We start from the raw sequence: 21,684 nt of genomic DNA, 5'->3' as shown, positions 1-21,684 counted from the left end.
GCGGCGCGGGACGGCTCAGCGGCGGGCCGCCGCGACCGCGTCCGCCTCGGCCAGCCGGTCGTCCAGCTCCCGCCGCAGGATCTCCTGGAAGGCCGCCACGTGGCGCGGCCCCATCAAGGTGTGGTGCGAGCCGGGGACCTCCAGGTAGCGGTTGGGTCCGGTGGTGTGCTCGTCCCAGCGGCGCAGTTCGTTCGCCAGCCAGTCCTCGCGGGTGCCGCGCAGCGGCTCGGCGTGGAAGACGCTCATCGAGCGCACCGTCCCGGTCGGCTCGTAGCCGCGGCCGAGGTCGGTCAGCGCGTCGGCGACCTCCGCCCAGGCGGCGAACTTCGCCTCGTCCAGGTCCAGTTCCGCCAGCCGCTGCGGCGGGGCCAGCGAGACCAGGTGCGCCACCTGCTCCTCCCGGGGCCGGCCGCGCAGCAGGGCCGGCAGCGCCGCGGCCTGCTCCTTGTCCACGAGGTCCAGGAAGGCGGCGAGGTGGGCGGCGGTCTCGGTGAAGTCCAGTTCCTCCATCCGGTACTTGATGTGCGGCGGCAGGTTGAAGCTGCCGACGAAGTCCACCCGCTCGCCCTCGGCCTCCAGCACCTTGGCGATCTCGAAGGCGACCGCGGCCCCGTACGAGTAGCCGGCCAGCGCGTACGGGCCGTGCGGCTGGCGGGAGCGGATCGCGTCGACGTAGGTGTCGACCATCTCCTCGAAGGAGACGAAGGGCTTCTCGCCCTCGTTGAACCCCCGGGCCCGCAGCGCGTAGAAGGGCCGGTCGCCGGCGAAGTAGGTGGCCAGGCCGACGAAGACCAGCACCTCCCCGACCCCCGGGTGGACGCAGAACAGCGGGGTCTTGGCACCGCCGGTCTGCAGCGGCACCAGCGGTTCGTACGCCGCCGGGCCCGTGGCCGCGTACCCCGCCGGGCCCGTGGCCGCGTACCCCGCCGGGCCCGTGGCCGCGTACCCCGCCGAGGCCGTCGCCGCGTACCCCGCCGGCCCCGTCGCCGCGTACGCCGCCCGGCCCCCGGCAGGGTCCGCCGCCGGGCCCCCGGCCAGGTCCCGGGTGCGCCCGGCCAGCCGCGCCGCCAGGTCCCGTACGGTCGGCGCGGTCAGCACGGTGACCACCTCCAGCCCGGCCACCCCCAGCCGCTGCGCCACCTTGCCGCGCAGCCGCAGGATGTCGAGGGAGGTACCGCCGAGGTCGAAGAAGCTCGCGGTGGCGCTGATCGAGGCCGGGTCGGCGCCGAACAGCTCGGCGTAGACCTCCGCGATCACCCGCTCCACCGGACCCTCGGGGGCGGTGTGCCCGCCGAGCATCCGCACCCGCAGCTCCTGCGCCGCGCGGCGTTCGGCGTCGTACGCGCCCGACTCCAGGCGGCGGCGCATCAGCGAGCGCTGGATCTTGCCCAGGCTGGTGCACGGGAAGGCCTCGGCGGGCAGCGGCAGGACCAGCGCGGGCCGGAAGCCCCAGTGCATGACGACGGTGCTGCGCACGGCCGACACCACCCGGTGCAGGGCGGCGTCGTCACCGGCGGGCAGGTCGGGGGCGAAGGCGATCACGAGCTGTTCGGTGTCGCTGCCGGCCGGGCGGGTGGGGAAGGCGGCGACCCGGGCGGGGGTGACCCCTTCGAGGCGGCCCAGCACGGTCTCGACGTCGTGGCTGAAGTAACTGACGCCGTTGACGACGACGCTGTCCTTGCTGCGGCCCACCAGGGTCAGCCGGCCCTCGTCGATCCGGCCGAGGTCGCCGCTGCGGAACCAGCCGTCGGCGGTGAAGGCCTCGGCGGTGGCCCGTGGGTCGTTGAGGTAGCCGGAGGTGAGCATCGGGCCGCGCAGCTGCAGTTCGCCCGCCCGCCCCTCGGGCAGCTCCCGGCCGGCCTCGTCCACGATCCGCATCCGCAGGCCCTCGACGGGCGTGCCGAGGTGGGCGAACTCCGCGTCCCCGTCGGCCCCGGGGAAGGTGCCGCGGGCGTAGACGCTGCCGGCGCAGGTCTCGGTCATGCCGAACGCGGGCCAGAGGGCGTCGGGGGCCAGGCCGTACGGCGCCAGGGTCCGCAGGAACGTTTCGCCGGTGGCGACGACCACCGCCTCCCCACCGCTGACGACGTGCCGCAGCCGGCGCAGGTCCAGCCGCTCGCCGGTGGCGGCGAGCCGGCCGGCCGCCGCGTTGATCTGGCCCAGCAGGAAGTTGGGCGTGAAGGTCATGGTCACGCCGTGCCGGTCGATCAGGCGCAGGAACTCCAGCGGATCGCCGAGCACCGCCGAGGCCGGCACGTGGACCTGCCGGCTGCCGGTGGACAGGGGCAGCAGGTGGCACTCCAGGAGCGCGGCCACGTGGTCGAACGACACCCAGTTGAGGGAGGTGTCGGCGGCCGAGAGCCGGTGGTGGCCGTTCTTGGCGGCCATCGAGGCGAGCAGGGCCGCGTGGGAGAGCATCGCCGCCTTGGCCGCGCCGCTCGAACCGGACGTCAGCATCAGCACGGCCGTGTCCTCGGGCGCGGCCCGGTGCAGCTCCGCCGCCTCGGGCCCGTCGAGCTCCTCCAGCACGGCCACGGCCGGCACCCCGGCCCCGGCCGGCAGCCGCTCGGCCAGGGCGGCGGTGGTCACCAGCAACGGCCCGTCGAGCAGCGCACCGACGTGGCGCAGCCGCTCGGCCCAGCTCACCGGGTCACCGGCGGGCGGCGCGACCGGGCAGGGCACGAAGCCGCCGAGCACGGCTGCCCAGAATGTGGGCAGGAACTCCTGCGACCGCTCCAGGACGATTACGATCTTGTCCTGCGGGCGCAGCCCCCGGGCCCGGAGCCCGGTGAGGATCCGGCGGGCCCGGCCCAGGAGTTCGGGGTGGCTCTCGTCCTGGTGGCCGAGGTGGGCCGCGCCGCGGCAGTGGCGCAGACCCGACGAGGGGTACTGCTCGGCGGCGGCGAGCAGCAGATCGCTCAGGGTGCTCGGGGGAGTGGTCGGGCGCATTCGGGCAAACACGGTCGTCGGTCTCCTGGCTGGCCTCGGGGCACACACGTACAGGCGTAGGGGCGGCGGGGACGGCGGGCGTGGGGGCGGGCGGTCCGGGCGCGGCGAGTGCTGCGGGTGCCACGGACCGGTGACGCGCGGGGCGGGTGGACAGGGACAAGGGGGCGGGCGGTGCGCAGTGATGCCGTGCGCAAGTCTGCGGGGCGGTGAGCCGGCTGCCGCCGGCCGTGCCCGAACCGGCTGCGGAATCCGCAAGCGGAACCGCACCGGAACCGCGGCCGGGGGACCGGGAGTCCCCGGAACGGGTCGGGCAAGGCGGTTGCAGGACCCACGGTGGCCGGGTCGGCGCGACGGGTCCACGACGGTTCCGCGACGGCTGAGTGACGGTTCCGCGACCGTCGTGCGACAGGTCCGGCCGGGGGGACGGCCGGGGGCGGCGGGCCGTGCGGAGCGTCCGACTCCGAAAGCTCAGGGCGGCGCGGTCACAGTCGCCGGACGGTCGGCGGACGGTCGGTGTCCCCGGGCAGGGCGATCGAGGCCACCCAGCCGTCGGGTACGGCGAGGTCGATGGTCCGCCAGGACCCGGGGAAGCCGATCGGCGTGGTGTCTATGCAGGTCACACCGCTGTCCGCGGGATCACCGGCCCCGGTCTCCAGCGCGGTCAGCTCGGTGGCGACACCGATCCCGACCGCCTTGAGCACCGCCTCCTTGCGGGTCCAGCAGCGCAGGAAGGCCGACGTACGCACCTCCCCCTCCGGCAGCGCGTACAGGGCCCGGCGTTCGGTGGAGGTGAGGACCGGGTCGTCGAACCCGGCGACGTCGAGGGTGCGCCGCCGTTCCACGTCGACCCCCACCGGGAAGGGGGAGAGGGCCAGCAGCCCGATCCCCGCACTGTGGGCGACGCTGTACCGCCAGGTCGTGGCCGGCCGGCGCACGGCCGGCGGTCCGTGCTCGGCGCTGCCGCAGCCGGGGCAGGGCATTCGCCCCAGGGATATTCCGTCGGCCGGCACGTCGAGCGCCTGGGAAAGCGCCCGCTTCACCGCCGCGCGGCAGGTGACGAACTCCGCCCGGGCGATCGCCGATTTCATTCTGGCGGCCCGGGCCCGTTCGGCGTCGTCCAGAAGTGCCAGTTCGTCGTCCCGGTACCGTCCGGTCGGTACCGGCCACCACCACACCACGGCGTCGGCGGCGGTGAAAAGGCGTGCATCGGCGGGCGGCCCGGCGTCCAGGGTGGTGCGCACCCCGTAGTACGGGTCGAGGTGCAGGTCAGGGCGCAGGTGGGAGTCCAGATCCCCGTGCAGGGCGGTGCTCGGTGCGGTGCTCGTTTCGGCGTGCAGTTTCGTCCCCGTGTGGCTCGTCGTCACGGGCCTCACCGTAGGCTCGAAAGCCGCTCGAAGGGGGCTTGCGTTCAGGGGAGTTGGCCAGAACCGGACACCGGTGACACGCCGTGTGAGGACGGAGGTGCGGTCGGTGACGCAAGCGGAAGTGGCTGTTTTCGTTCCGGGGGACGCGTGCAGCTTGCTGCCACCGCGGCGCGAAAAAGTCGTGCAAGTCACCGAAACAAATATGGACTTGACAACTCTGGGCGCGTCGCCTTGCGCTGGCCGGGATCTTGTTGACTGCCTTCGGCGCCTCGAACTAGTGTCGGGCGCGAGTGACGCCGCCAATGACGCCAAAAATGTTTGCCTTTTAAACAATTGATCGTGCGGTCAATTTGCGCAGGATCCGGCCGGGCGGCATCGTTCATCACCGGTCGAGCAAGGGGGATGCCATGACAGGTGCTGCCAGGAGGTCCGCGCACGCGGATCCGGATGCGGAAGGGGCGGGGGAAGTGGCGTCCGACCACGCCGCCCATGTGGAGCGCACCTTGTTGCAGGCCCGCGCTCTGATCGAGTCGACCGTCTCGCTCTACCGCAAACGCCCGACGTCCGGGCCCGCCAGGCCCCACACCGACGTCGCCGTCCTCGGGGAGGCCGTCGAGGACCTGGTCCACCGGGCCCGGCACTCCGTGTGCGTCGCCGTCAAGAGCAGTGACGCCTTCCACCAGATCTCCCGCCGGGCGCTGGAGGACCTCGAACCCGGCCCCGTGGTCCGGCTGCTGTGCGCCCCGGAGGTCGCCGACGGCTCGCTGGCCGCCCTGACCCGGGCGCCCGGCGCCCGGTTCGAGGTGCGCGTGTCCGAGGCGGAGCTGCGCGACATCGTGGTGGTCGACGGCTCCTCCGCCCTGGTGCGGGCGGCCGCCGGGGCGGCCTCGGGACAGGCGACGCTCGTCTCCGACCCGGCGGCGGTCCGGGCCCTGGAGCTGCTGTTCGCCGGCGCTTGGTCCCGCGGCCGCAAGCTCGACGACCACCTGGCGCTCAGCGCCAAGCTGCGCAGCGACCTGACGCGGCAGATCCTGGAGCGGCTGCGGGACGGGTACACCGACGACGCCGCCTCACGCGACCTCAACGTCTCGCTGCGCACCTACCGCCGGCACGTCGCCGACATCATGCGCGAACTCGGGGCCAGTTCCCGCTTCCAGGCGGGTGTGCGCGCGGTGGAACTGGGTCTGCTCTCGGAGTAGGGGAACTCCACGAGCGGCACCGGACCGACGCACCGCCTCACGATCACGCACCACCGCACACGCACCACCGCACACACGCCACAGCACACGCATCACAGCACACGCATCACAGCAGTACACAACGGGGACGTCGCGGCCCAGCCACAAGCAGGGCCGCGCTGCACCATGGAAACACCAACGGGGATGGTGAGTGCCACGTGTCGCACGCGACCGAGGACGAACTGGAACAAGCGCTTCTGGAAGTAAGGGCCCTGATCGAGTCGACGGTGGCCATCCACCGGGACCGCAGCATCCGGGAGCAGCAGATCGCCACGGTCGACGGCGGGTACGCACCCGTACTGGAGACCGCGGCGTCACTCATCCGCGGGGCCGTCCGCACGATCGACATCGTCGACGCCCGGCTGCCGGGCACCGAGGAGGCGCCGGCCCGCAAGGCCCGCAGCGAACGCAACCTGATCTACTCCGCCGCCGACACCGTCAAGGTGCGGGTGCTGACCAGCCCGGCCCTGGTCGACGAGGACTTCGTCCGCGAGCAACTGGCGCTCGACCACCCCGTCGCGATCCGGGTGGCCCGGGTCCCCCCGCTGCAGGCCCTCCTCGTCGACGGCAGCACCGCCCTGGTGATGGCCGAGTCCGCGGCCGGCGTCCGGGCCTCGCTGATCCGGGCCCCCGAGGTCCTGCACACCCTCGGCACGCTCTTCGAGAGCATCTGGCGCAACGCCGTGCCCGCCGGCGAGCGCATCGTCTTCGGCGACCGCGACCGCGCCGCACTGGCCCGGCAGATCCTGGGTGCCCTGCGGGCCGGGGTCACCGACGAGGTGGCCGCCCGCGAACTGACCGTGTCGGTACGGACCTACCGCCGCCACGTCGCCGAGATCATGGCCCTGCTCGGCGCCCAGTCCCGCTTCCAGGCCGGCGTACGGGCGGCAGCGCTGGGTCTGCTGCCCTCCCCCGCACCGGGTACGGCAGGACCGCACCACGGCTGAGCCGTCACGGACGGGTGGCTGGCAGCTTCCTGAAGCGAAGGTTGCCGGTCGTGCGGACCCGGCAGTTGGATGGCCGCCAGGAAGGGGATCCGGCATCACCCGGTGCCCGCAGGCCCCTTCCCGGCGGCTGTGGAGAAACCCCCGACCTGCAACGCCGCCGGAGCACGAGGATCCGGACCGCCACCGCGCGGCCCGGAACCTCGTGCCCCCGTCGGAATGTCACGGTGCGGAAGGCGTGTCCATGGACCGGTTGCCCATAGGTCTGGTGTTCCCGGGCCAGGGAACGCAGAAAGAGAAGATGGGCGCAGCATGGCGGGACACCCCGTCCTGGGCGCTCGTCGCGGAGATCTCCGAGGCCGCCGGCGAGGACCTCGCCGAGCTGCTCCTCGACACCCCGGACGCACAGCTGCGGCGCACCGACCTCGCCCAGCTCGCCGTCTTCACCGTCTCGCTCGTCGCCCACGCCGAGGCCGTCCGCACCGGGGCCCTCGACGGCTTCGAGGTGGTCGCCTGCGCCGGGCACAGCCTCGGCGAGTACGCCGCCCTGACCGCCGCCGGGGCCCTGACCGTCCCGGCCGCCGCCGCCCTGGTCGCCACCCGGGGCCGGGCCATGCGCGCGGCCGCGGAGCAGCACGAGGGCACCATGGGCGTCCTGGTCGCGGCCCCGCTGGAGGAGGTGGCGGAGCTCACCGCGCGGGTGCGCGCCGACGGTCACGACCTGTGGGTCGCCAACGTCAACGCCCCCGGCCAGACCGTCGTCTCCGGATCGCCGGGGGCCGTCGCCCACATCGACGCCCTGGCCCCCTCCATCGGCGCCAAGATGATCCGGCTCCAGGTCGGCGGCGCCTTCCACAGCCCGTACATGGCCCCGGCCGCCGAGCGCCTGCGCGCCGCCCTGAAGGACACCGCCTTCGCCCCCGCCCACCTGCCGGTGGTCGCCAACGTCGACGCCACCGCGTACACGGGCGACTGCGACTGGCCGGAGCTGTCCACCCGCCAGCTGACCTCTCCGGTGCTGTGGGAACAGTCCGTCCGCACGCTCACCGGCCCGCTCGGCTGCCGCCGCCTGGTCGAGATCGGCCCCGGCCGCACCCTGGCCGGCCTGGTCCGGCGCATCGCCCCGGACACCGGGACCGCCTCCCTGGACGGCCCCGCCGCCCTGGGCTGAGACGGTCCCGGGCCGGCCCGTCACCGCGGGCCCCTTGCCCCGCCCGCCACGCCACGCGCACAAGGAGACCACCCACCATGCCACTGGGCACCGAGAGCACCTGGCTGCGCCGGTTCAGCACGGCCGCACCGCCGCGACTGCGGCTGCTCTGCCTGCCGCACGCCGGCGGCTCGGCCAGCTTCTTCCACGGCTGGGGCCACGCCTTCGGCGACGACGTCGAAGTGCTCGCCGTCCGCTACCCCGGCCGGCAGGAGCGCATCGCGGAAGAGCCCTGGACCTCGTTGGAGGAGCTGGCCGACGCCCTGACCGGGGAGCTGGAACCCTACCTGGACGCCCCGCTGGCGATCTTCGGCCACAGCATGGGTGCCACCGTCGGCTACGAGATCGCCCACAGGATGCAGGAACGGTACGCCACCGCTCCCCAGCTGCTGATGGTCTCCTGCCGCAAGGCCCCGCGCCTGCTCACGCCCGACACCGCCGCGTTCGGCACCGACGCCGAGCTCGTCGAAGCCGTCAAGCAACTCGGCGGCACCGACTCCGCGCTGCTCGACGACGAGGACCTGCGCGAGCTGGTGCTGCCGGCCATCCGAGGCGACTTCACCGCCGTCGCCGGCTACGCCGCACGCCCCGGCGTCCCGCTGCCCTGCCCCGTCGTCGGGTACGTCGGCGACCGCGACCCGGGCGTCCCGGCCGAGGCGGTCGCGGCCTGGGCGGAGATCGCCCCGCACGGCTTCGACCTGAAGGTCCTGGCCGGCGACCACTTCTACCTGCTGGACCGGCGGGACGAGCTGGTCGAGGACATCCGCGCACGGCTGGCGCCGCAGCGGTGAGCACCGCCCTGCGGCCGCTGCCGGCGTGCGGGGTGGGGGTGCTGGACAAGGCATCCGTCCTGCTGGAGATCGTCGAGAGCGGGCCGGCGAGCCTGCTCGACCTGGTCAGGCACAGCGGTCTGCCCCGGCCCACCACCCACCGGATCGCCGTCGCCATGGAACGGCTCGGCCTGCTCAGCCGCGACGGGCAGGGCCGCTTCGTCCTCGGTCCGAGGCTGGGGGTGCTCGCCGTCGAGGCGCGGCACGACCGCCTCGTCGAGGCCGCGGGCCCGGTCCTGGCGGACCTGAGCCGCCACCTCGGCCTGGACGCCCGGCTCTACCGCCGCCGCGGCGAACTGCAGATCTGCGTCGGTTCCTCCGTGGACCGGGTGGCGGGCGTGGACCTGGCCGCCATCGGCACCGCCCGCCCCGCCGCTGCCGGGCCCGCCGCCCAGGTGCTCTACGCCTGGGAGGAGCCCGACGTGCTCTACGAGGGGCTGCAGCGGGCCCGGTTCACCCCCGCGCACCTGGCGACCGTACGCCGCCGGGGCTGGGCCTACGGGCCCGACCCGATGGCGTCCGGCCTCGTCTCCTTCGCCGTACCGGTGCGCGACGCAGCCGCGGGTACCGTCGCCGCCGCCCTGGTGCTGACCGGCGTGTCGAGCCGCATGCCCCCGGCCCCTGACCGGCGGCTGGGCCGCGCCGCCGTGGACGCGGCCGCGTCCCTGAGTGACGCATTGCTGCGAGCCACCCGGGAGAATTCCCCGGCCGGCCACCCCGGCGTCTGAATTCCCCCGCGACGGTGGCAGGTTGTTGCAGCCGTCGTTGTGAGAAAAGAAACCCTCCCCGCACCATTCCTGTGCGAGTAACTGCGCCGCGCCCGCCGCGGCGAATCCGAGAAGGGGAAAAGCGTGACCACTGCTACGCGCGACGAGCGTCTCGAGACCATCAAGGAAATTGTCTGCGACATTCTCGAGATCGAGGAGGACGAGGTCACCGAGGTCAGCCTTTTCAAGGAGGACCACAACGCCGACTCGCTCCGCGCCATCGAGATCCTCGCCGCCCTGGAGAAGGAGTTCGGCGTCGTCATCAACCAGAGCGAGCTGCCCCGCATGGTGAACCTCAAGGGCGTTTACGAGGTCGTGTCGGAGCCGGCCGGCTGGTAGGGAAATCGGCGCTGGGACGGATGGGGAGATTGCCATGACGGCGGCAGATCGCGGCACCGGCCGGACACGGCCCGAGCGGCACCGGGTGGTTCTCACCGGACTCGGAGTGGTGTCCAGTATCGGACTCGGCGCGAAGGAGTTCCTCCAGGGACTCCGGGAAGGCCGCAGCGGTGCCCGGCCCATCTCCGTGTTCGACACGGAGGGCTTCGCCCACGCGAACGGGAGCGAGATCACGGATTTCGACCCGCGTGAATGGATCACCACGCTGGACGTGGAACAGCTCGGCAGGGCCGCGCAGTTCTCGACGGCGGCGGCTCGCATGGCCCTGGAGGACTCGGGCCTCGATCTGGCTCGGCTGCGCACCCGGCGCGGCCTCGTCTCCATCGGCACCACCGACGGTGAGAGCTACGACCTCGACCACCTGGTCGAGGCCGAACTGGCCCAGGGCACCGGCACGTTCGACCCCACCGCCGCACGGCGCGTGCCGGCCGCCCGGCTCTCGGTGGCGATCGCCCAGGAACTGGGCCTGACCGACGTCGAGGCGCTCACCATCCCCACCGCCTGCTCCGCCGGCAACTACGCCATCGGCTACGGCTTCGACGCCGTCAGCTCCGGCGAGGCCGAGTTCGCCTTCTGCGGCGGCGCGGACGCGATGTGCCGCAAGACCTTCACCGGCTTCTACCGGCTGGGCACCATCGCCCCCGACCGCTGCCAGCCCTTCGACATCGACCGCAAGGGCATCCTCACCGGGGAGGGCGCCGGCGTGCTGGTCCTGGAGCGCCTGGACTCCGCCCTGGAGCGCGGCGCGACCATCTACGCCGAGGTGCTCGGCTACGGGCTCAACTGCGACGCCCACCACCAGGTCGCCCCGGACCGCGACAGCGTCGCCGAACTGATGCGCCTGGCCCTGGACAACGCGGGCGTCGAGCCGCACGAGGTGGACCTCATCTCGGCGCACGGCACCGGCACCAAGGCCAACGACATCACCGAGGTCGGCGCCATCCGCCAGGTGTTCGGCGACGACCCGCCGCGCACCGTGTCGATGAAGTCGATGCTCGGGCACAGCATGGGCGCCGCCAGCGCCCTCGGAGCGATCGGATGCGCCCTGGCCATCCAGAACCGCTTCATCCCCCCCACCATCAACCATGTCACCACCGACCCCGAGTGCGACGTCGACTGCGTGCCCAACCAGGCCGTCGAGGCAGACCTGCGGATCGTCCAGAACAACGGTCTGGCCTTCGGCGGCAACAACGCGGCGGTGCTCCTCGGCCGGTACGACGACGCGATCAAGGAGGCGTCATGACGACCCGCCCCATCGTCGGGATGGGCGCCGTCGCCGCCACCGGCTCCGGTGTCGGTGAACTCTTCGAAAACCTGTGCGCGGGCATCTCCGGCCGCGCCGAGCTGCGCGGCTTCGACCGCACCAGGTTCCGCGCCCAGCACGCCTACGAGGTCGACGACCGCCCGGCCGTCGGCCAGGACGTGCCCGGCCGCGCCGGCCGCCTGCTGCACGAGGCCATCGCCCAGGCCGCCGCCGACGCAGGGCTCGGGGAGGACCTCTCCGGCATCCCGATCCTGGTCGGCACCGGCCTGCGCGAACTGCGTTCGCTGGAGCTGTGGTGGCGCGACGGCTCGCCCTTCGCCGACTCCGGGCTGCACTTCGGCACCGGACTGCGCGAGCGGTTCAACGCCGACGTCACCCACACCTTCTCCAACGCCTGCTCGGCCTCCCTCTACGCCCTCGCCCTGGCCAGCGACCTGCTGGGCCAGGAGGGCGAGGACGCCCCGGACACCGTCATCGTCGCCGGCGTCGACGTCCTGACGGAGTCGATGTACGGGCTCCTGGAGCGCGTCCACCCCACCCCGCCGGACCGCGTGCGGCCCTTCGACCGCAACCGCACCGGTGTCCTCATGGGCGACGGCGCCGCCGCGATCGTGCTGCGCCGCACCGCCGAGGGCGCCGAACGGGTCTACGGCCACCTGCGCGGCGTCGCCGTCAACTGCGACGCCTACCACGTGACCGCGCCCTCCCCGGAGGGGATCGCCGAGGCCATGCGCACCGCCCACCGGCTCGCCGGTGTCAAGCCGTCCGACGTGGACCTGGTGATGCTGCACGGCACCGGCACCCTGCTCAACGACGAGGCCGAGGCCACCGCGCTCGCCGACGTGCTCGGCGAGGACGCCTCGGGGCCGCTGATGACCGCCGTGAAGTCCATGACCGGGCACACCTCCGGCGCGTCCGGCCTGATCAACCTGATCATCGGCGTCCAGGCCCTCAACGAGGGCCGGGTCCCGCCGACCGTGGGCCTGGAGGAGCCGGTCGAGGAGGCCGCGCCGTTCCGCTTCGTCACCGGCCGGCCGGCGGTGGACCAGCCGCTGAAGGTCGCACAGCTCAACGCGTTCGGGTTCGGCGGCATCAACGCCGTGGCCATTGTGGAAGGGTCCCGATGACGACGACACAGACCGACCGGACCGCGCAGACCGACGCCTCCCGCCCCGGCACCTCCGTCGTGGTCACCGGCGCCGCCGTCCTGCTGCCCGGCGCCGACACCGTACGCGCCCTGGCCGACGGCCCCGCCGCGGGCGGCGCCCCGGTCGAGCCGGCCGCCCACGTCGGCAAGAAGGGCCTGCGCTACAAGGACCGCGCCACCCAGCTCGGCTACGCCCTGACCGCCGCCGCCCTGCGCGACGCCGGCCTGCTCGGCGCCGACGAGAAGGACGGCCTGTCCGTGCCCGCCACCAGCGTCGGCGTGGTCGCCAGCTCCAACTTCGGCAACCTCGACACCGTCGCCCGGGCCCTGGACACCCTCCGCGAGGAGACCGTCACCGGCACCTCCCCGATGGACCTGCCCAACGCCTCCAGCAACGTCATCGCCTCCTCGGCGGCCATCCGCTACGGCCTGCGCGGCCCCAACCTGATGGTCTGCAACGGCGAGACCTCCGGCCTGGACGCCGTCCACTGGGCCGCCACGATGATCTCCGCCGGCCGCACCGAGCGGGTCCTGGTCCTCGGCGTCGAGCCCGACAACGAGGTGGTGCGCAAGCTGCTCGACGGCGAGCACGCCGTGGACGGCGGCGCGGCCCTGGTCGTGGAGTCCCGGACCGCCGCGGCCGAACGCTCCGCGACCGTGCGCGCTGTGCTCGGCCCCTACAGCCGGGGTGCCGGCGAGGTGGACCTGCGCGGCCGCCGCTGGCAGGCCCCCGCCCACCTGGGCAAGGCCTCCGGCGCGTCCGGACTGCTCCAGATCGCCGCCGCCGTCGGCTGGTTCGACGCCGGCGAGCGTGGCCCCGTACAGGCCGTGACCGGTACCGCGGCCGACGACGCGAGCGCGGACCTGCTGCTGCTCGCCCCCGAAGCGGCCTGACCGACGAGGAGGAGCACGTGATGAACACCCATGTCGACCTGCGTCCGGTGGCTGTGGAGCACCGCGGCGGCAGCAGCGGCCCCCGCCTGCTGCTGCTGCACGGACTCGCGGCCAACGACAGCGTCTGGGAGCGGGTGCTGCCCGAGCTGTCCACGTGGGGCCAGGTGTGGACGGCCCGGCTGCCGTGGCGGACCGAGACCATCGCCGACTGGAGCGAGCAGCCCAACCTGCGCGGCTGGCTCGGCAAGGCGCTGGAAGCCGTACCGGGCGGCGCCGAGGTGGTCGTCGCCCACTCGATGGCGGCCAACGTCCTGCTCGACCTGCTGGACCAGAAGAACCGGGGCGGCGTGGACTCGCTGCGCCAGTACGGCATCCGGGGCCTGGTCCTGGTGTCCCCCTTCTACCGGGGCAAGGCCGAGGAGTTCGACTGGGACACCATCAGCTACTACCTCAACGACTTCCACCTGATCATGGAGGAGGGGATCCGCGCCCACTCGGGCGGGCGGGTCCCCGACGACGTGCAGCAGGCCATGGGGGAGCGGGTCCGGGACCGGGTCGGCCCCCACGGCTGGCTCCGCTTCTTCGACCTGTACCTGCGCACCCCCGCGCTGCAGACCGGCCGGATCACCGCGCCGGCCCTGGTGCTGGCCGGTGAGAACGACTTCGCCGCACGCCCCGAGGAGGCTGTGGCACTGGCCAAGGCCCTGCCGGACGCGGCCTGCCACGTCCTGCCCGGCAGCGGCCACTTCCCGATGCTCGACACGGCCGGGGAGTTCGCGGCCGCCGTCAGCAGCTTCGTCCACTCGACCATGGGCCTGACCCCGCCGAGCGGGGCCGCCCTCCTCAACGCCCTGGAGCCCCACGCATGACCCTCGTCACGGACACCGCCGTCAAGGCGCTGCTGACCACCGCCACCACCACCACGGTCCGCCCCCGCTACGAGGGGTCCAACATCTGCACCTGGATCGGCTTCAAGCACGTCAACTACCTCGTCGAGGAAGCCGTCCTGGACCACTTCCGCCAGGCCGGGCTGCCCGCCCGCGCCCTGTACGAGGAGCACGGCCTCGGCCTGGACCTGGTCTCCATCGACACCCGCATCCTGCACGCCTTCCACATGGACGACACCGCCGAGGCGGAGGTCGTGCCGTGGACGAAGGATGACGACGGGACCATCGGGTTCAAGGTCACCATCCAGTTCGAGCGCAACGGCGAGATCCACAAGGCCGTCACCTCCAAGGTCCGCGTGTCCCTGCGCATCGACACCTACCTGGAGGCCGCCGGCGAGGTCCCCGAGCTCCTCGCCCGCTTCGCCGTCGCCACCCTCGGCGACGACCTGGAGCGCGAGGAGCCGCAGGCCTCCCCGGCCGAGGAGGAGATCCTCGCCTCCCTCACCGCCGGGCAAAACGCGTACGCCTGGAAGTGGAACATCCCGTACCCGTACTGCCACTTCACCGAGCGCATCCAGATGTCGGGCTACCTGCGCCTGATGGAGGAGGGCAAGGACCGCTTCGTCGCGGACCGCGGCATCTCCATCAAGACCCTCCTCGACGACCGCCGCTGGATCCCGGTCGTGCCGCGCTCCGACATCCGCATCCTCGACGAGGCGCTGATGGAGGAGGACCTCTACACGGTCTACACCGTCGAGGAGGTCTTCAAGGACTTCACCTACACCTCCCGCATGGACTTCTACGTCCTGCGCGACGGCAAGCTCGTCAAGACCGCCACCGGCCGCATCGTGCACGGCTACGCCGTCATCGAGAACCGCCGCGACTGGAGCCTGGTCAACTTCGACCAGCGCGTCCTCGACGCGATCAACGGGGCGCCGCAGGCGTGAGCGAGATCTGGGAGAGCGGCACCCCCAGGCTGCTGCTCATCGAGAGCCAGGGCCGCGTCCCGCAGGACGCCGGCTTCCGGCGCGACGCGGTCACCCAGGTGCTCACCGGGCAGTCGGCGCTGCTCTTCCTGGTCCAGGACGGTGTGGTCCTCGCCGTCCCCGGCAGCGACAGCGACCTGGACCGGTTCCAGAAGGAGGGCGGAGTGCTCGCGGCGGACAGCTTCTCGCTCGCGCAGCACGGCCTCGACGGCGCGGCGCTGCGCCCCGACACCCACGTCGTGGGCATGGACGTGGTGGCGGGCTGGATCCTCGATCCGGCCGTCCGGGTGGTGTGGCACTGACGTGGCCAGGCAGATCCCGCACACGGACGTGCTCATCACCCTCATGGGTGCCCCCCACGCATCGGACCAGGTCACCACCGCCCTGCGGCTGACCCAGTCCCTCCTGGAGCGCGGTGCCACCGTACAGGTGTGGACCTGCGGCTACGCGACCATGCTCACCCAGCGTTCGCTCGGCAGCGACAAGCCGCGCAACCTGGCCGACTGGAACCGGGAGTACCCCTCCACCGCGGCGCTGGTGGAGGAGCTGCTCACGGCCTGGGAAGGCCGGCTGTACTGGTACGGCTGCCGGTTCTGCAGCGACGACCGGGGGGCGGTGGACCACCTCCCGCAGGTGGTGCTCCGCCCGCCGGGCGGCTACGCCGCGAACGTCGCGGCCGCCGACAAGACCCTGCACCTGGGGGGGATCTGATGGACGGCCGTGTGCTCGCCATCGTCGAACGCGGCTACCGCGGCGCGCTGGAGAAGCAGTTCTTCGACGAGCTCTACCTCGCCACCGAACTCCACCGCCAGCTCGGCGGCCTGGACATCCTGCTGCGCGGCTCCGCCGTGAGCTACGCCGTGGACGCGGGCCCCGTGCCCGCCCTGCGGATCGGCGGCCGGACGGTGGACACCCTCACCGACCCGCGCAAGGGCCTGCGGGTCCTGCTGGACCTGGGCGTACGGGTGTGGGTGGAGGAGCCCGACATCGCGGCCCTCGGCTCGCCCCGCCCTCTGATCCAGGGCGTCGCGCTGACCCGCCCGGGCGAGATCGCCGAGCAGTGGGGCGACTACCGGCTGGTCTTCTTCCTGTAGACCCGCTGCCCGCTGTGACCCCTGCACCTGACAACGGAAGGAATTCGTGACGGTCATGACCACCCTCACCACCGGCGCCGGACGCCCGGTGATCACCGCCTGGTCGGCCGTGTCGCCGTACGGCATCGGCAGGGCCGCGTTCAGCGAGGGCCTGCGGGACCGGCGCATGACCGTCACCGACGTCGGTCCCGAGCACGGCACCCTGCCCGGCGGCGCCGGCCACGTGGTGCCCGGGTTCTCCGTCCGGGAGGTGCTCGGCAAGAAGGGCACCCGGTCCATGGACCGGGTCACCGGCCTCGCCGTCGCCGCCGCCGGCGCGCTGCTGGACGACTCCCCGCGCAACCGCGAGGTCGGCACGGGGGAGGGCGCCGCGTTCGCGCTCGGCACCACCACCGGCAGCGCCCAGTCGATGATGGACTTCACCCGCGACTCCCTCACCGGCGAGCAGCCCTTCTTCGTGGACCCGGCCCGGTTCCCCAACACCGTGATGAACTGCGCCGCCGGCCAGAGCGCCATCTGGTTCGACCTCAAGGGCCCCAACGCCACCATCGCCGGCGGCCGCACCGCGGGCCTGCACGCCCTGAACTACTCCCGCCGCCTGCTCGGCTCGGGCCGTGCCCGGACCGTGCTGTGCGGGGCCGCCGAGGAGTTCAGCCAGGCACGCGCCTGGCTGGAGCACCACAGCGGCGAGCAGCCGGCCGACGGCACGCCGGCCGCCCCCGCCCTCGGCGAGGGCTGCGCCATGCTGCTGGTCGAACCCCACACGCCCGACGACGCCGACCAGCCGGTGCTCGCCGAGGTCCTCGCCGTGGAACTCGGCGTGGTCCTCGACGGCGACCCCGGGCCCGCGCTCGTCTCGTGCCTGCGCGCCGCCCTGCGCCGGGCCGGCGTCGCCCCTGCCGAGGTCGCAGCCGTCGCCCGCTCCGGCGCGCCCGGCCGCGAAGGACTGCGCGAGGCCGACGCCGTGCGCGAGGTGTTCGGCGCGGTCGACCACGCCGACCTGACCCCGACCGCCCTCATCGGCGACACCGGGGCCGCCGCGGCCGCCTTCCAGGCCGCCGCCCTGCTGTCGTACGCCGAGGACCGGCCCGCCGAGGCGGCCGGCCGGATCGGCGTCATCACCTCCGTGGACCGCACCGGCACCGTCGGCTGCGCCCTGCTCGGCCTGCGCTAGGCCCGCCCGCCCTCCCCGAAAGGACACCGAACACCGTGCTGGACAAGGAAGAACTGCGCGCCGTCGTGGCGCAGGTGCTGGACGTCGACGTCGCCGAGGTCACCGACCACGTGCGGTTCATCGACGACCTGGAGGTCGACTCGCTGATGGCGCTGGAGATCGTCGTCGTGCTGGAGAAGAAGTACGGCATCAAGCTGCCCGAGTCCGACCTCAAGCAGATCACCACCCTGCAGAGCGCCTACGACGTCCTGCTGGCCCGGCTCGCGACGGCGCAGGCTGCCTGATGCCCGCCGCCAGCCCCTTGCGCGCCGCGGTCGAGGTGCTGCCCGCCGAGAGCGAGCTGAGCGCCGCGGCCCGGTTCACGGTGGCCGACACCGAGACCGTGCTGCCCGGCCACTACCCGGGCTTCCCCATCTTCCCCGGGGTCTGCCTGGTCGAGTGCGCCCGCCAGGGCGCCGAGGCCACGCTGCCGCCGCAGGCCAAGGGCGCGACGCTGGCCGCCGTGGAGTCCACCCGGTTCACCGGGCCGGTCTTCCCCGGCGACCAGGTGGACATCGCCATGGCGTGGAAGCGGACCCCGGCCGGCGACTGGCAGATGCGGGCCCAGCTCTCCACCGGGCGGGGCCCCGCGGCCGGCGTACGGCTGCGCTACGCCGCCCCCGCCGGGGACGCCCCGGCAGCGGGCGGGGAGGAGGCGGCATGATCGGCCAGCGCGACATCCGGGCCCGGCTGCCCCACCGCTTCCCGATGCTGCTGGTGGACCGCGTCGTGGACGTGGTCCCCGGCGAACGCCTGGTCGCCCTGAAGGCGGTCACCTGCAACGAGCCCTGGTACGAGCCGCTCGGTGCCGACACCCCCGAGGAGGACTTCGCGTACCCCGCGTCGCTGCTCGTGGAGTCCTGGTGCCAGTCCGCCGGAGTCCTCGCCACCTGGGACGACCCCAACCCCGACGTGCTCGACGGGCAGGTGATGCTCTTCGGCGGCATGACCGGAGTCGAGTTCCACCGGCCGGTGCTGCCCGGCGAGGTCCTGGAGCACCGGGTGCGCCTGGACCGCAAGGTCGACGACACCCTGCTGTTCGAGGGCGAGACCCGCTCGGCCGGCGAGACGGTGATGACCGTCGGCCGGATCGTCATGGCCTTCCGTCCGGCGGCGGCGCTGCGCCCCGCCACCGCCTGAGGAGACACACCGACATGTCAGACACCGGCACCACGAGCCGGGTGGCCCTGGTCACCGGAGGGTCGCGCGGCATCGGCCGCGCCACCGTCCGCGCCCTCGCCCGCGACGGGTTCGACGTGGCGTTCTGCTACCGCTCCGACGACGAGGCGGCCCGCACCCTGGAGAAGACCGGCCAGGAGTTCGGCGTCCAGGTCGTCGGCACCCGCGTCGACGTCGCCGACGGACCCGCCGTACGCGCCTGGATCGAGGCCACCGAGGAACAGCTCGGCCCGATCGACGCGGCCGTCACCGCCGCCGGGATCACCCGCGACAACCCGCTGGTCCTCATGGAGGACGAGCAGTGGCGCCAGGTCCTCGACACCAACCTGGACGGCGTCTACCACGTCTGCCGCGCGGTGGTCTTCGGGATGATGAAGCGCCGCGCCGGCGCGATCGTCAACATCTCCTCGGTCGCCGGGGTCTACGGCCACGGCACCCAGACCAACTACTCCGCCTCCAAGGCCGGGATCATCGGCTTCTCCCGCGCCCTGGCCAAGGAGACCGGCCGCGCCGGCATCCGGGTGAACGCGGTCGCCCCCGGCTTCATCGACACCGACATGGTCGCCGCGATGAACGACAAGGCCCGCAAGGACGCCCTGTCCACCATCCCGCTGCGCCGGATGGGTACCGCCGAGGAGGTCGCCGACCTCGTCGCCTACCTGGTCTCGGACAAGGCCTCGTACATCACCGGTGCCGTGCTGCAGATCGACGGCGGCATCACCATCTGAACCGGACCGCAAGCACCCCCGTACACGACCGTTGGAGGCGGTGATGGCACGACGAGGACCGCGCTGGTACTTCTCCTTCCGGAGCCCGTACTCCTGGATGGCCTACCGGGACCTGATGGACCACTACCCGGACGTGGCGGACCGGATCGAGTGGCTGCCCTTCTGGGAGCCGGACACGACGGCCCAGGAGGAACTCGAACGCAGCAACATCCGGCTGCCGTACGTCCCGATGTCCAAGGAGAAGCACCTCTACATCCTCCAGGACGTACGCCGCCTGGCCCGGGCCCGCGGGCTGGAGATGGTCTGGCCCGTCGACCCGGCCCCGCGGTGGGAGGTGGCGCACCTGGCCTACCTCGCGGCCGCCGACCACGGCCTCGGCCCGCAGTTCATCGCCGAGACCTACCGCCGTCGCTGGCAGCTCGGTGAGGACATCTCGCAACCGGACACCATGGCCTCGGTCGGCAAGGAGATCGGGCTCGACCCCCACGTGACGCGGGACGCCCACGAGAATCCGGAAATCCGGGACAAGGGGCTGCAGATGCTGAACCTGCTCCACCGGGACGGGGTCTTCGGCGTCCCCTACTTCATCGACGGATTCGACAAGTTCTGGGGAGTCGACCGGCTCCCCGGATTCGTCGAGTCGGTACGTACGCGGATCAGGAAAGAACAAGTCAAGGAAGGCTGAACCATGGCGACGAACCCCTTCGAGGACGACAACGCGAACTACTACGTCCTCACCAACGACGAGGGCCAGTACTCCCTCTGGCCCGCTTTCGCGGAGGTGCCGGCGGGCTGGACCGTGGTGCACGGCGAGGCCGGCCGCCAGGAGTGCCTGGACCACATCAACGAGAACTGGACGGACATGCGGCCCAAGAGCCTCGTCGAGGCCATGGCCGCCTGATCGGCGTACCGGCCAGCAGGCAGCGACGGGCGTCCGTGTCTTTCCGCGGACGCCCGTTTCCGCGTACGCGCACACCGCCGGCGCCGGCCGCGTTGGCAGGATTCTGTCGGCCCGGCCGGGCGTGGCCGGGCCGCCCCCGCACGCCTCCGGTGCTGCGTGGCAGCATGATGCAGGGCCCGTTGTCCGGGTTTCGAGCACGATGCGAGAGTGACGGAAATGCGGAGTGGGGGGAGCGCGCAACGCCTCCGTAATTCCTCCTCCGGGATTTCTCCGCCGCCATGGCGGAATCCGTTGCAGTCGATCTGCTCGAGGTGGATGAAGAATGACGCTCGGTGGGCACGGGATACCTCTGACGGCAGCGCAGTCGGGAATCTGGTTCGCCCAGCAGCTCGACGCGGACAACCCGGTCTACAACGCCGGTGAATACCTGGAGATCCACGGCCCCGTCGACCGGGACCTCTTCGAGACCGCACTGCGCCGGGTCGTGGCCGAGATGGAGAATCTCCGGGCCCGGTTCACCGAGACCCCCGACGGTCCCCGGCAGCTGATCGACGACGCCCCGGAATGGGAACTGGGCCTGGTCGACGTCAGCGCGGAGCCCGACCCGCGGGCGGCCGCCGAGGCCTGGATGCGCGCCGACATGGCCCGCCCCCAGGACCCCTCCCAGGGACCGCTGTTCCTCTTCGTCCTCTTCAAGGCCGCCGAGGACCGCTGGTTCTGGCTGCACCGCTACCACCACCTCCTCGTCGACGGTTTCACCGTCGCGCTGGTAGCCCGGCGCACCGCCGAGGTCTACACCGCCCTGGTCAAGGGCGAGGAGTCCCCCAGCCCCTTCGGCCCGCTGGCCGAACTGGTCCGGCTGGACGCCGACTACCGGAGCTCCGAGAAGTTCGAGCGGGACCGCGCCTACTGGCTGCAGCGGCTCGCCGACCGGCCGGAGCCGGTGAGCCTGTCCGCCAAGGAGCCCACCGCCGCCCGCGGTCTGCTGCGCCGCACCGCCCACCTCGACGCCTCCGTCGCCGAGAAGCTGCGCGAGGCCTCCCGCGCGGCCGCCGTCCCGTGGCCCTGCCTGGTCACCGCCGTCGTCGCGGTCTACCTGCACCGGCTGACCGGCGCCGACGAGGTCGTCCTCGGCCTCCCCGTCACCACCCGGCTCGGCGGCGCCGCCCGCTCCCTGCCCGGCATGGTCTCCAACGTGCTGCCCCTGCGGGTGCCGGTCCGGGCCGACCAGACCCTCGACGCGCTCCTCGGCCAGGTCGCCGCCGAGATGCGCGGCGCCATGAAGCACCAGCGGTACCGGTACGAGGACCTGCGCCGCGACCTCCAGCTCCTCGGCGAGGACCGCCGGCTGACCGGTCCCCAGGTCAACATCATGATGTTCGACTACGACCTGACGTTCGGCGAGCACCCCGCGACCGTCCACAACCTCTGCATCGGCCCCGCCGACGACCTCTCGGTGATCGTCTACGACCGCACCGACGGCAAGGGCCTCCAGATCGACTTCGACGCCAACCCCGACCTCTACACCGGCGACGAGCTCGACGCCCACCTCGCCCGGTTCCGCGACTTCCTCTGCGCCCTCGCCGACACGCCGTCGGACCGGCCCCTCGGCCGGGTCGACGTCCTCGCCGCCGGCGAGCGCCCCCTGGTCCTGCCGGCCGCCGCGGCGGACTCCGACGCACCGATGCCG

General features: G+C 72.9%; 24 protein-coding genes. 22 read left to right on the top strand and 2 right to left on the bottom strand.

Annotated elements, in window-relative coordinates:
• Positions 1-15: 15 nt before the first annotated feature.
• Entirely contained in the window at positions 16-2,949 is a 2,934-nt protein-coding gene (locus tag LG632_RS19395; protein WP_226728624.1) for a non-ribosomal peptide synthetase, read from the bottom strand.
• Between the two features lie 482 nt (positions 2,950-3,431).
• Complete coding sequence (locus LG632_RS19390; protein WP_226728623.1) at positions 3,432-4,313, bottom strand: 4'-phosphopantetheinyl transferase family protein; 882 nt, start codon at positions 4,311-4,313, stop codon at positions 3,432-3,434.
• Positions 4,314-4,780: 467 nt separating this feature from the next.
• Here LG632_RS19390 and LG632_RS19385 point away from each other — a divergent pair, with 467 nt between their 5' ends.
• The 22 genes from LG632_RS19385 to LG632_RS19280 all read left to right on the top strand — a co-directional run.
• Positions 4,781-5,512 (top strand): helix-turn-helix transcriptional regulator, encoded by a 732-nt coding sequence (locus LG632_RS19385; RefSeq protein ID WP_226728622.1) that lies wholly within the window; start codon positions 4,781-4,783, stop codon positions 5,510-5,512.
• A 197-nt stretch (positions 5,513-5,709) separates the two neighbouring features.
• Complete coding sequence (locus LG632_RS19380) at positions 5,710-6,498, top strand: LuxR family transcriptional regulator (RefSeq protein WP_226728621.1); 789 nt, start codon at positions 5,710-5,712, stop codon at positions 6,496-6,498.
• Positions 6,499-6,739: 241 nt separating this feature from the next.
• Positions 6,740-7,666 carry an ACP S-malonyltransferase gene (locus tag LG632_RS19375; RefSeq protein ID WP_226728620.1) on the top strand — a complete coding sequence of 309 codons (927 nt, stop codon included), beginning with the start codon at positions 6,740-6,742 and terminating at the stop codon, positions 7,664-7,666.
• A gap of 77 nt (positions 7,667-7,743) precedes the next feature.
• Positions 7,744-8,496, top strand: coding sequence for a thioesterase II family protein (locus LG632_RS19370; protein ID WP_226728619.1), 753 nt, complete (start codon positions 7,744-7,746; stop codon positions 8,494-8,496).
• Entirely contained in the window at positions 8,493-9,263 is a 771-nt protein-coding gene (locus LG632_RS19365) for an IclR family transcriptional regulator (protein WP_226728618.1), read from the top strand. Before LG632_RS19370 ends, LG632_RS19365 begins: the two co-directional genes overlap by 4 nt.
• Before the next feature lie 123 nt (positions 9,264-9,386).
• Positions 9,387-9,641, top strand: coding sequence for an acyl carrier protein (locus LG632_RS19360; protein ID WP_125644786.1), 255 nt, complete (start codon positions 9,387-9,389; stop codon positions 9,639-9,641).
• A gap of 34 nt (positions 9,642-9,675) precedes the next feature.
• On the top strand, positions 9,676-10,944 hold the full coding sequence (locus LG632_RS19355; protein ID WP_226728617.1) for a beta-ketoacyl-[acyl-carrier-protein] synthase family protein: 1,269 nt from the start codon (positions 9,676-9,678) through the stop codon (positions 10,942-10,944).
• Positions 10,941-12,092: a beta-ketoacyl-[acyl-carrier-protein] synthase family protein gene (locus tag LG632_RS19350; protein ID WP_226728616.1), complete on the top strand. Its 1,152-nt coding sequence runs from the start codon at positions 10,941-10,943 to the stop codon at positions 12,090-12,092. The genes LG632_RS19355 and LG632_RS19350 overlap by 4 nt, the downstream gene beginning before the upstream one ends.
• Complete coding sequence (locus LG632_RS19345) at positions 12,089-13,006, top strand: beta-ketoacyl synthase N-terminal-like domain-containing protein (RefSeq protein ID WP_226728615.1); 918 nt, start codon at positions 12,089-12,091, stop codon at positions 13,004-13,006. Before LG632_RS19350 ends, LG632_RS19345 begins: the two co-directional genes overlap by 4 nt.
• Positions 13,007-13,026: 20 nt before the next feature.
• Positions 13,027-13,875 carry an alpha/beta fold hydrolase gene (locus LG632_RS19340; protein WP_226728614.1) on the top strand — a complete coding sequence of 283 codons (849 nt, stop codon included), beginning with the start codon at positions 13,027-13,029 and terminating at the stop codon, positions 13,873-13,875.
• Complete coding sequence (locus LG632_RS19335) at positions 13,872-14,840, top strand: acyl-CoA thioesterase family protein (RefSeq protein ID WP_226728613.1); 969 nt, start codon at positions 13,872-13,874, stop codon at positions 14,838-14,840. Before LG632_RS19340 ends, LG632_RS19335 begins: the two co-directional genes overlap by 4 nt.
• Positions 14,837-15,181: a hypothetical protein gene (locus tag LG632_RS19330; protein WP_226728612.1), complete on the top strand. Its 345-nt coding sequence runs from the start codon at positions 14,837-14,839 to the stop codon at positions 15,179-15,181. The genes LG632_RS19335 and LG632_RS19330 overlap by 4 nt, the downstream gene beginning before the upstream one ends.
• A 1-nt stretch (position 15,182) precedes the next feature.
• On the top strand, positions 15,183-15,590 hold the full coding sequence (locus tag LG632_RS19325; RefSeq protein ID WP_226728611.1) for a hypothetical protein: 408 nt from the start codon (positions 15,183-15,185) through the stop codon (positions 15,588-15,590).
• Positions 15,590-15,973: a hypothetical protein gene (locus LG632_RS19320; RefSeq protein ID WP_226728610.1), complete on the top strand. Its 384-nt coding sequence runs from the start codon at positions 15,590-15,592 to the stop codon at positions 15,971-15,973. The genes LG632_RS19325 and LG632_RS19320 overlap by 1 nt, the downstream gene beginning before the upstream one ends.
• 55 nt (positions 15,974-16,028) lie before the next feature.
• Positions 16,029-17,147 (top strand): beta-ketoacyl synthase N-terminal-like domain-containing protein, encoded by a 1,119-nt coding sequence (locus LG632_RS19315; protein WP_226728609.1) that lies wholly within the window; start codon positions 16,029-16,031, stop codon positions 17,145-17,147.
• 35 nt (positions 17,148-17,182) lie between these two features.
• Entirely contained in the window at positions 17,183-17,431 is a 249-nt protein-coding gene (locus tag LG632_RS19310) for an acyl carrier protein (protein WP_226728608.1), read from the top strand.
• Positions 17,431-17,850 carry a 3-hydroxyacyl-ACP dehydratase FabZ family protein gene (locus LG632_RS19305; protein ID WP_226728607.1) on the top strand — a complete coding sequence of 140 codons (420 nt, stop codon included), beginning with the start codon at positions 17,431-17,433 and terminating at the stop codon, positions 17,848-17,850. The genes LG632_RS19310 and LG632_RS19305 overlap by 1 nt, the downstream gene beginning before the upstream one ends.
• On the top strand, positions 17,847-18,326 hold the full coding sequence (locus LG632_RS19300; RefSeq protein ID WP_226728606.1) for a 3-hydroxyacyl-ACP dehydratase FabZ family protein: 480 nt from the start codon (positions 17,847-17,849) through the stop codon (positions 18,324-18,326). The genes LG632_RS19305 and LG632_RS19300 overlap by 4 nt, the downstream gene beginning before the upstream one ends.
• 14 nt (positions 18,327-18,340) lie before the next feature.
• A complete protein-coding gene (gene fabG / locus LG632_RS19295; RefSeq protein ID WP_226728605.1) occupies positions 18,341-19,093 on the top strand; it encodes a 3-oxoacyl-[acyl-carrier-protein] reductase in 753 nt (250 codons plus the stop codon).
• Between the two features lie 43 nt (positions 19,094-19,136).
• Complete coding sequence (locus tag LG632_RS19290; RefSeq protein ID WP_226728604.1) at positions 19,137-19,778, top strand: 2-hydroxychromene-2-carboxylate isomerase; 642 nt, start codon at positions 19,137-19,139, stop codon at positions 19,776-19,778.
• A 3-nt stretch (positions 19,779-19,781) separates the two neighbouring features.
• Positions 19,782-19,994: an MbtH family protein gene (locus tag LG632_RS19285; protein WP_226728603.1), complete on the top strand. Its 213-nt coding sequence runs from the start codon at positions 19,782-19,784 to the stop codon at positions 19,992-19,994.
• 322 nt (positions 19,995-20,316) lie between these two features.
• A partial coding sequence (locus tag LG632_RS19280) for a condensation domain-containing protein (protein WP_226728602.1) occupies positions 20,317-21,684 on the top strand: 1,368 nt, incomplete at its 3' end.

This window comes from Streptomyces antimicrobicus, from assembly GCF_020532625.1.
GTDB lineage: Bacteria > Actinomycetota > Actinomycetes > Streptomycetales > Streptomycetaceae > Streptomyces > Streptomyces antimicrobicus.
This window is presented reverse-complemented; position numbering and strand designations above follow the sequence as displayed.

Excerpts from the sequence above, each read along its gene's own strand:
- LG632_RS19395 (WP_226728624.1), bottom strand. The coding sequence starts at position 2,949 with ATGCGCCCGACCACTCCCCCGAGCACCCTGAGCGATCTGCTGCTCGCC.
- LG632_RS19335 (WP_226728613.1), top strand. The coding sequence starts at position 13,872 with ATGACCCTCGTCACGGACACCGCCGTCAAGGCGCTGCTGACCACCGCC.
- LG632_RS19375 (WP_226728620.1), top strand. The coding sequence starts at position 6,740 with ATGGACCGGTTGCCCATAGGTCTGGTGTTCCCGGGCCAGGGAACGCAG.
- LG632_RS19370 (WP_226728619.1), top strand. The coding sequence starts at position 7,744 with ATGCCACTGGGCACCGAGAGCACCTGGCTGCGCCGGTTCAGCACGGCC.
- LG632_RS19300 (WP_226728606.1), top strand. The coding sequence starts at position 17,847 with ATGATCGGCCAGCGCGACATCCGGGCCCGGCTGCCCCACCGCTTCCCG.
- LG632_RS19355 (WP_226728617.1), top strand. The coding sequence starts at position 9,676 with ATGACGGCGGCAGATCGCGGCACCGGCCGGACACGGCCCGAGCGGCAC.
- LG632_RS19305 (WP_226728607.1), top strand. The coding sequence starts at position 17,431 with ATGCCCGCCGCCAGCCCCTTGCGCGCCGCGGTCGAGGTGCTGCCCGCC.
- LG632_RS19320 (WP_226728610.1), top strand. The coding sequence starts at position 15,590 with ATGGACGGCCGTGTGCTCGCCATCGTCGAACGCGGCTACCGCGGCGCG.
- LG632_RS19340 (WP_226728614.1), top strand. The coding sequence starts at position 13,027 with ATGAACACCCATGTCGACCTGCGTCCGGTGGCTGTGGAGCACCGCGGC.
- LG632_RS19345 (WP_226728615.1), top strand. The coding sequence starts at position 12,089 with ATGACGACGACACAGACCGACCGGACCGCGCAGACCGACGCCTCCCGC.
- LG632_RS19285 (WP_226728603.1), top strand. The coding sequence starts at position 19,782 with ATGGCGACGAACCCCTTCGAGGACGACAACGCGAACTACTACGTCCTC.
- fabG (WP_226728605.1), top strand. The coding sequence starts at position 18,341 with ATGTCAGACACCGGCACCACGAGCCGGGTGGCCCTGGTCACCGGAGGG.
- LG632_RS19350 (WP_226728616.1), top strand. The coding sequence starts at position 10,941 with ATGACGACCCGCCCCATCGTCGGGATGGGCGCCGTCGCCGCCACCGGC.
- LG632_RS19290 (WP_226728604.1), top strand. The coding sequence starts at position 19,137 with ATGGCACGACGAGGACCGCGCTGGTACTTCTCCTTCCGGAGCCCGTAC.
- LG632_RS19315 (WP_226728609.1), top strand. The coding sequence starts at position 16,029 with ATGACCACCCTCACCACCGGCGCCGGACGCCCGGTGATCACCGCCTGG.